General features: G+C 45.6%; 5 protein-coding genes. All 5 read right to left on the bottom strand.

Translation table 11 applies throughout. The annotated features are described in order from the left end of the window. Positions 1–114 precede the first annotated feature (114 nt). A complete protein-coding gene (gene dprA, locus IEW48_RS16010; protein WP_188624632.1) occupies positions 115–1,233 on the bottom strand; it encodes a DNA-processing protein DprA in 1,119 nt (372 codons plus the stop codon). A 135-nt stretch (positions 1,234–1,368) separates the two neighbouring features. After that, the gene (sucD, locus tag IEW48_RS16005; protein ID WP_007505179.1) at positions 1,369–2,280 is read right to left on the bottom strand and encodes a succinate--CoA ligase subunit alpha; all 912 of its coding nucleotides are present in this window, start codon (positions 2,278–2,280) and stop codon (positions 1,369–1,371) included. 30 nt (positions 2,281–2,310) lie between these two features. Then, a complete protein-coding gene (gene sucC / locus IEW48_RS16000; protein WP_188624631.1) occupies positions 2,311–3,471 on the bottom strand; it encodes an ADP-forming succinate--CoA ligase subunit beta in 1,161 nt (386 codons plus the stop codon). A gap of 242 nt (positions 3,472–3,713) precedes the next feature. After that, a complete protein-coding gene (gene sfsA / locus IEW48_RS15995; RefSeq protein ID WP_188624630.1) occupies positions 3,714–4,517 on the bottom strand; it encodes a DNA/RNA nuclease SfsA in 804 nt (267 codons plus the stop codon). A gap of 284 nt (positions 4,518–4,801) precedes the next feature. Continuing rightward, positions 4,802–5,527 (bottom strand): CAP domain-containing protein, encoded by a 726-nt coding sequence (locus IEW48_RS15990; RefSeq protein ID WP_188624629.1) that lies wholly within the window; start codon positions 5,525–5,527, stop codon positions 4,802–4,804. Positions 5,528–5,944: the final 417 nt, after the last annotated feature.

Here is a 5,944-nt window from a genome sequence, read left to right as displayed (position 1 = left end):
TCTTTTGCTTTTTAGGGGCCTCTTCATGCCGTTAACAGACGAGCTATTAACGGCATGAAGAGGGATTGGCGAATGTGTGTTTGCCCTCTGAAATTTTACTCATACTACAGCCCTTTATGATTTGGAAGGGAGCTGTTGCCGTTGATAAAAGGATCCCGGAAGAGCGATGACCAGCTTCTTCATTTCCAGCTTGAGCAGAATCCGCTGGATCTCACTGAAAGATAAGCCACTTTTATGATGTAGTTCATTAATATGCATTCTTTCTTCATTTAACAACGCTAGAAGCATCTTCTCTTTATCATCTGCCATTTCGAGTTCATTTAATCCCGCTGTTTTTGATAGAGATGGCGGCTCATCCCGGGGGAGGAAGTGTTGCAACTCTTCCAGAATGTCCTGATAAGAGCTAACCAGCTTGGCCCCGTTCTGTTGAATCAAGTGATTGGTTCCTGCCGATTGCGGGTTAAAGATGGATCCTGGTACCGCAAAGACCTCCCGTCCGTTTTCCAGAGCATACTGAGCTGTAATCAGTGACCCGCTTTTTTGCGCCGCTTCCACGACAAGCACTCCGAAACTTATCCCGGCAATGATGCGGTTGCGTTGGGGGAAAAATCCGGGGTGGGGTGCCGTTTGGAGAGGATATTCAGAAATAAGCAGGCCATGGTGCAAGAGCCTATGATACAAATGCCGGTTTTGTTGGGGATAAATGATGTCGATGCCCGCTCCCAAAACAGCAATCGTCCCTCCTCCTGCTTCAAGGGCTGCTTGATGGGCAAGCGCATCAATCCCCAACGCCATTCCGCTGACAATGCTTAATCCGTACTCCGTCAGTTTGGGAACAATCTGCTTGGTCACTGCCTGGCCGTAAGCCGTCGTTTTCCGCGAACCGACAACTGCTAAACAAGGAGCGTTTAAGAGCTCCACATTTCCCCTGACAAACAAAAGCCAAGGTGGTTGGGCGATCTCCTTCAGCTGAGCAGGATAAATGTCATCGGTTATGGTGAAGAAACCAACGTGTTTATCTTCAAGTTGTTTTTTATAATCGGTTATCTTATCTGTGTTCAGTGTCTGGCTTAATGCCCGGGCTTGGTGATCTGTCAAACGTTTAAAATATTTTTTCCATTGGGCAGCACTTAAGTTAAATCCTGTCTGGTCTAATCCTCCTTGCAATAGATAATAAATCGTTTTCCAGCCGACACCGGGTGTGATGGCCAGCCCCAGTAAAACATCGCGCATTCCCTACATCCCCCTTTGCCAACAAACGGCTATTCAATTGCCCTTGACACTCCTCATTGGAAAAAGGTCCAGATGACAAAAAAGCTACACCAGCACTTGGTGTAGCTTCTCAAGATGCCTCCCGATGGGAACGGATTATTGAGGATCATGTGTTTTACATTTTTCTAATAGTCCATGCTCTTCCAGCACGGATACCAGGGTTTCACCGATTACAGCCGGGGTGCGGGCCACTTTTACGCCACACTCTTCCAGCTTGGCAATTTTGTCTGCTGCTGTTCCTTTTCCTCCCGAAATAATAGCGCCAGCGTGACCCATCCGCTTGCCTGGAGGTGCAGTTTGTCCACCGATAAAGCCTACCACAGGTTTTTTCATGTTGGCTTTGATCCATTCTGCCGCTTCCTCTTCTGCTGTACCACCGATTTCACCAATCATAATCACAGCATAAGTGTCCGGATCCTCATTAAATAACTTCAACACATCAATAAAGTTGGTGCCGTTGACAGGGTCACCTCCAATGCCCACAGCTGTTGATTGACCAATTCCACGTGAGGTTAACTGGTGCACAGCCTCATAGGTTAAGGTTCCGCTGCGGGAGACGACCCCGATGTGACCTTTTTTGTGGATGTAACCGGGCATGATCCCAATTTTGCATTCTTCCGGTGTAATGACACCTGGGCAGTTAGGACCGATCAGGCGTGTTTTCTTGCCTTCCATATAACGTTTCACTTTAACCATATCCAGTACAGGAATGCCTTCAGTGATGCAGACGACAAGGTCCAGTTCGGCATCGACAGCCTCCATAATGGCATCTGCCGCAAAAGCGGGAGGGACATAAATGACAGAAGCGGTAGCACCCGTAGCCTCCTTGGCTTCTTGTACCGTATCAAAAACAGGAACACCCTCTACTTCCGTCCCGCCTTTGCCTGGAGTCACTCCTCCAACCATTTTGGTGCCGTATTCGATAGCTGCTTTGGTGTGGAATAAACCAGCAGACCCTGTAATACCTTGACAAATGACTTTTGTATCTTTGTTAACGAGAATACTCATCGTTTTCCCTGCCTTTCTCCTTTATTATCTTTACTTCACAAGCTCAACGATTTTTTGAGCACCGTCAGCCATGGATTCCGCAGCAATGATATTAAGCCCCGATTCATTTAAAATCTGCTTGCCAAGTTCCACATTGGTCCCCTCCAGGCGAACGACAAGGGGAACATTGAGGCCCACTTGCTTGGCTGCTTCCACAATGCCATTCGCAATCACGTCACATTTCATGATTCCGCCAAAAATGTTAACAAAAATCCCTTTGACTTTAGGATCAGATAAAATAATTTTGAACGCTTCGGTTACCTTCTCCGTGGATGCGCCTCCCCCCACATCCAGGAAGTTGGCCGGCTCTCCACCGTAATATTTAATAATGTCCATGGTAGCCATGGCCAGTCCAGCCCCGTTCACCATGCAGCCGATATTTCCGTCCAGGCTAATGTAACTGAGGTCATATTTGGAAGCTTCAATCTCTTTTTCGTCTTCTTCAGACAGATCGCGCAACTCCACAATGTCAGGATGACGGAAAAGGGCATTGGAATCAAAGTTCAACTTGGCATCAAGGGCTAGTACATCACCTTCTTTAGTGGTGACGAGCGGATTAATTTCCGCCATGGAGCAATCCTTATCTACAAATGCTTGATATAAACCAAGCATAAATTTAACGGCTTTGTTGACCAGATTTTTAGGGATGTTGATCGCATAAGCCAGTTTACGTGCTTGGAAAGGCATCAATCCTACCGCAGGATCAATCACCTCGGTAAAGATTTTTTCAGGCGTTTTGGCTGCCACCTCTTCAATCTCCGTTCCGCCCTCTTCAGACGCCATCATCACAACCCGGCCAGTCGAGCGGTCTACCACTACTCCAATATAATATTCATTCTCAATATTGCAGCCCTGTTCAATCCATAAGCGTTTGACTTCTTTACCCTCCGGCCCTGTCTGATGGGTGACAAGCACTTTACCCAGGAGCTCGGACGCATATGTACGCACTTCATCCAAGCTTCTGGCCACTTTAACACCGCCCGCTTTTCCGCGTCCGCCAGCATGAATTTGAGCTTTGACTACCACAACATCGGTTCCCAGTTTTTCGGCTGCTTCCACTGCTTCATCTACAGTGAAGGCCACGTGCCCTTCGGGAACGCTTACACCGTATTGTTTAAGCACTTGTTTTGCTTGATATTCATGGATATTCATGCGTCATCCTCCCATCTAGTCTTTCGCTAAAGGAAAATAAACTCCATTTATCAGCTTACAATAATCTTGTCCATTTGTCGATTTTTTCAGCAAAAAAAGAATGTCAGAAGCACTCTTAACTTCCATGATTCACAATAAAACGACAATCTGTTCCATGTTTAGAGGTTTTTTTATGGCCAATGTTGAATGGTGCGAATTTTCTCATTTTCTAGGAAATAACCACAAGGGCAAAGCATCCTGGTCTACATTGTTTGTTTAATGGGAGATCCTGTAATGACCGGAACCTTGCCCCCCAGTGTCACTTCATTAAGGGTGATATGGCATTTCCTCCCCAACAACTGAACACCGCTAGCCCTTGCCTTCTCTAATTCATCAGCAAAGCAGGGGTCGATATCACGGGCTGCCTCGACTCGTATAACATCATCCCGCTGAACCACAAACAGAACGGCCGCTTCCCACTCTGTCTTTCTAGCAAGATGAGCCAATTCTCGAAGATGCTTTGTTCCACGCAGCGTAACAGCATCAGGAAACAAGGCGATCTTATTCCTCACAAGTGTCACACTTTTAATTTCTAAGGCCAGTTTGCGCCCATCCCGGATATGGGTTAATAAAAAATCCCAACGAGAACCTCCCATTTTAAATTCGGGTTGAACCAGGGACCAGTCCCGAAGCTCCTCTAATGCATTGGCTTCAAGCGCCAGAGTGATGAGACGGTTTGGTAAAGTAGAATCAAGTGAAACTAAGCTCTTTCCGCCGGGTGTCTCGCAGAAAACAACGGACCATTTCGTTTTCCGCTCAGGTTTGTTGCTGGCCTTCAGCCACAATGTCCGTCCGGGAACAAGAAGCTCTTTGAGCCGCCCCGGATCGGGAAGGTGGGCTTCCACGACGTTTTTTGCTAAACCTGGATCATTAACCGACGTACCTTTTTGGGACTGTCCTAACAATTCACAGCGAACCACAAAACGATTGGGCCGCTCAATAAAACGGGCTTGGTAAAGTGAGCCGTGATAAGAAATAGAAACATTATTCTCCTTTTTGTTCTGCATGTACCTGCCTCCCTACCAATCTCTATCCATGGCACTATCATAACCTAAATGTTCCCCAATCGAAACGGACACCTGGTCACCTTCGTGATTAATATGATCTATCAGATCTTTTTCACCAGGCAAAATAAGCTGTTATGGATGTGATCTTCTGAATACAATAGTTATACAGTGATGACTCCATTTAGCAGGACTTATTAAAGTAGGAACAGCAAAAATCTGCAAAGGGAGGCCTGTCTCAGCCTCCCTTTTAAGGTGTTAACTTAAGTGTATAGAAACTTGGTCGCTTAGTCAGTAAAGAGTTGAACAAACATTTTGCCGTATGGACCACCGTCAACAATGCCGATCCCCACTTTGCCATACTGTCCATTTAAGATGTTAGCCCGGTGTCCGTCAGAGTTCATTAATGACTGATGAGCTCCTTCAACAGACGGATTCCCAGCAAGATTTTCACCCGCGATACGGAACTCAACCCCAAAGTGATTTAACATGTCAAACGGCGAACCATAGGTTGGAGAATGATGATCAAAATAATTGTTGTCAATCATATCTTGTGCCTTAATGCGGGCTACTTTAACCAGATCTGCATCTACTTTTAAAGGTGACAAACCGCGCTTTTGACGTTCTTGGTTAACCAGTTCTACCATTTTTTGTTCATCGGCGCTTAACGAAACCCCTGCATCTGCTTGAGACTGAGCATCCACATCATTTTGGGGAGCTTGATATTGCTGCTTAGATTCAGAGTTCTGTGCTCCGTCTTTGTTGTTTTCAGCAGGAGGCTTTTGCTGTTCTGTTTGCTGAGGTAAGTAAGGTTTATACTGGCCAAGGATGTCTTCGATCACTTGAGACAGTTCCTGATGTATAGCAGCAGTATCCACCTCACCGACCTGAACTTGAGTCCCACTCCATATATTACAACCTGTAGATGCGTCCACTTCTTGAGCATGCATTACACCTAATGAACCAAGGATAAGCACCGTCATGCTGAACAATAAGGCAACTTTTCTTAGCATTGTATTCCTCCTATTCCCATTGTTTTAAAGCCTGTATAAAGACCTTTCACTATACTAGATTCGTAGAGTCTAAGAATAGGAGGGGGTTTGGAAGAAGTTACATTTTTTAAGTGAACACACATCTAGCTTTACAGATCCTTCTGCCAGGTGGCCTAGCCCGGAAGACAATTTCAAGATGAGGCTGGTTTATCCTTTTCGATTAAAATGTCCCCTTCAATCAGTTCACTATTTTCATTCATGGTTGTAGCGCTCGCTCATAATGGGGATGACCAATAAATATATTCATTTCTTAATTAGGGTTTGCTGAAAAACACAAAAATGTTGATATTGAAAGGAAAAGACCTATTTTTGGCGAAATTAAGTGCAAGGGTTTTTCAAAAACCACCTACAAAAACCTTGCACTTGGAGGTATTGCTG

This window comes from Caldalkalibacillus thermarum (assembly GCF_014644735.1).
GTDB lineage: Bacteria > Bacillota > Bacilli > Caldalkalibacillales > Caldalkalibacillaceae > Caldalkalibacillus > Caldalkalibacillus thermarum.
The sequence above is the reverse complement of the archived record's forward strand: the minus strand, read 5'-3'. Positions and strand labels throughout refer to the sequence as shown.

Bases quoted from the DNA above. Each gene is read 5' to 3' on its own strand.
- dprA (WP_188624632.1), bottom strand. From the start codon at position 1,233: ATGCGCGATGTTTTACTGGGGCTGGCCATCACACCCGGTGTCGGCTGG.
- sucD (WP_007505179.1), bottom strand. From the start codon at position 2,280: ATGAGTATTCTCGTTAACAAAGATACAAAAGTCATTTGTCAAGGTATT.
- sucC (WP_188624631.1), bottom strand. From the start codon at position 3,471: ATGAATATCCATGAATATCAAGCAAAACAAGTGCTTAAACAATACGGT.
- sfsA (WP_188624630.1), bottom strand. From the start codon at position 4,517: ATGCAGAACAAAAAGGAGAATAATGTTTCTATTTCTTATCACGGCTCA.
- IEW48_RS15990 (WP_188624629.1), bottom strand. From the start codon at position 5,527: ATGCTAAGAAAAGTTGCCTTATTGTTCAGCATGACGGTGCTTATCCTT.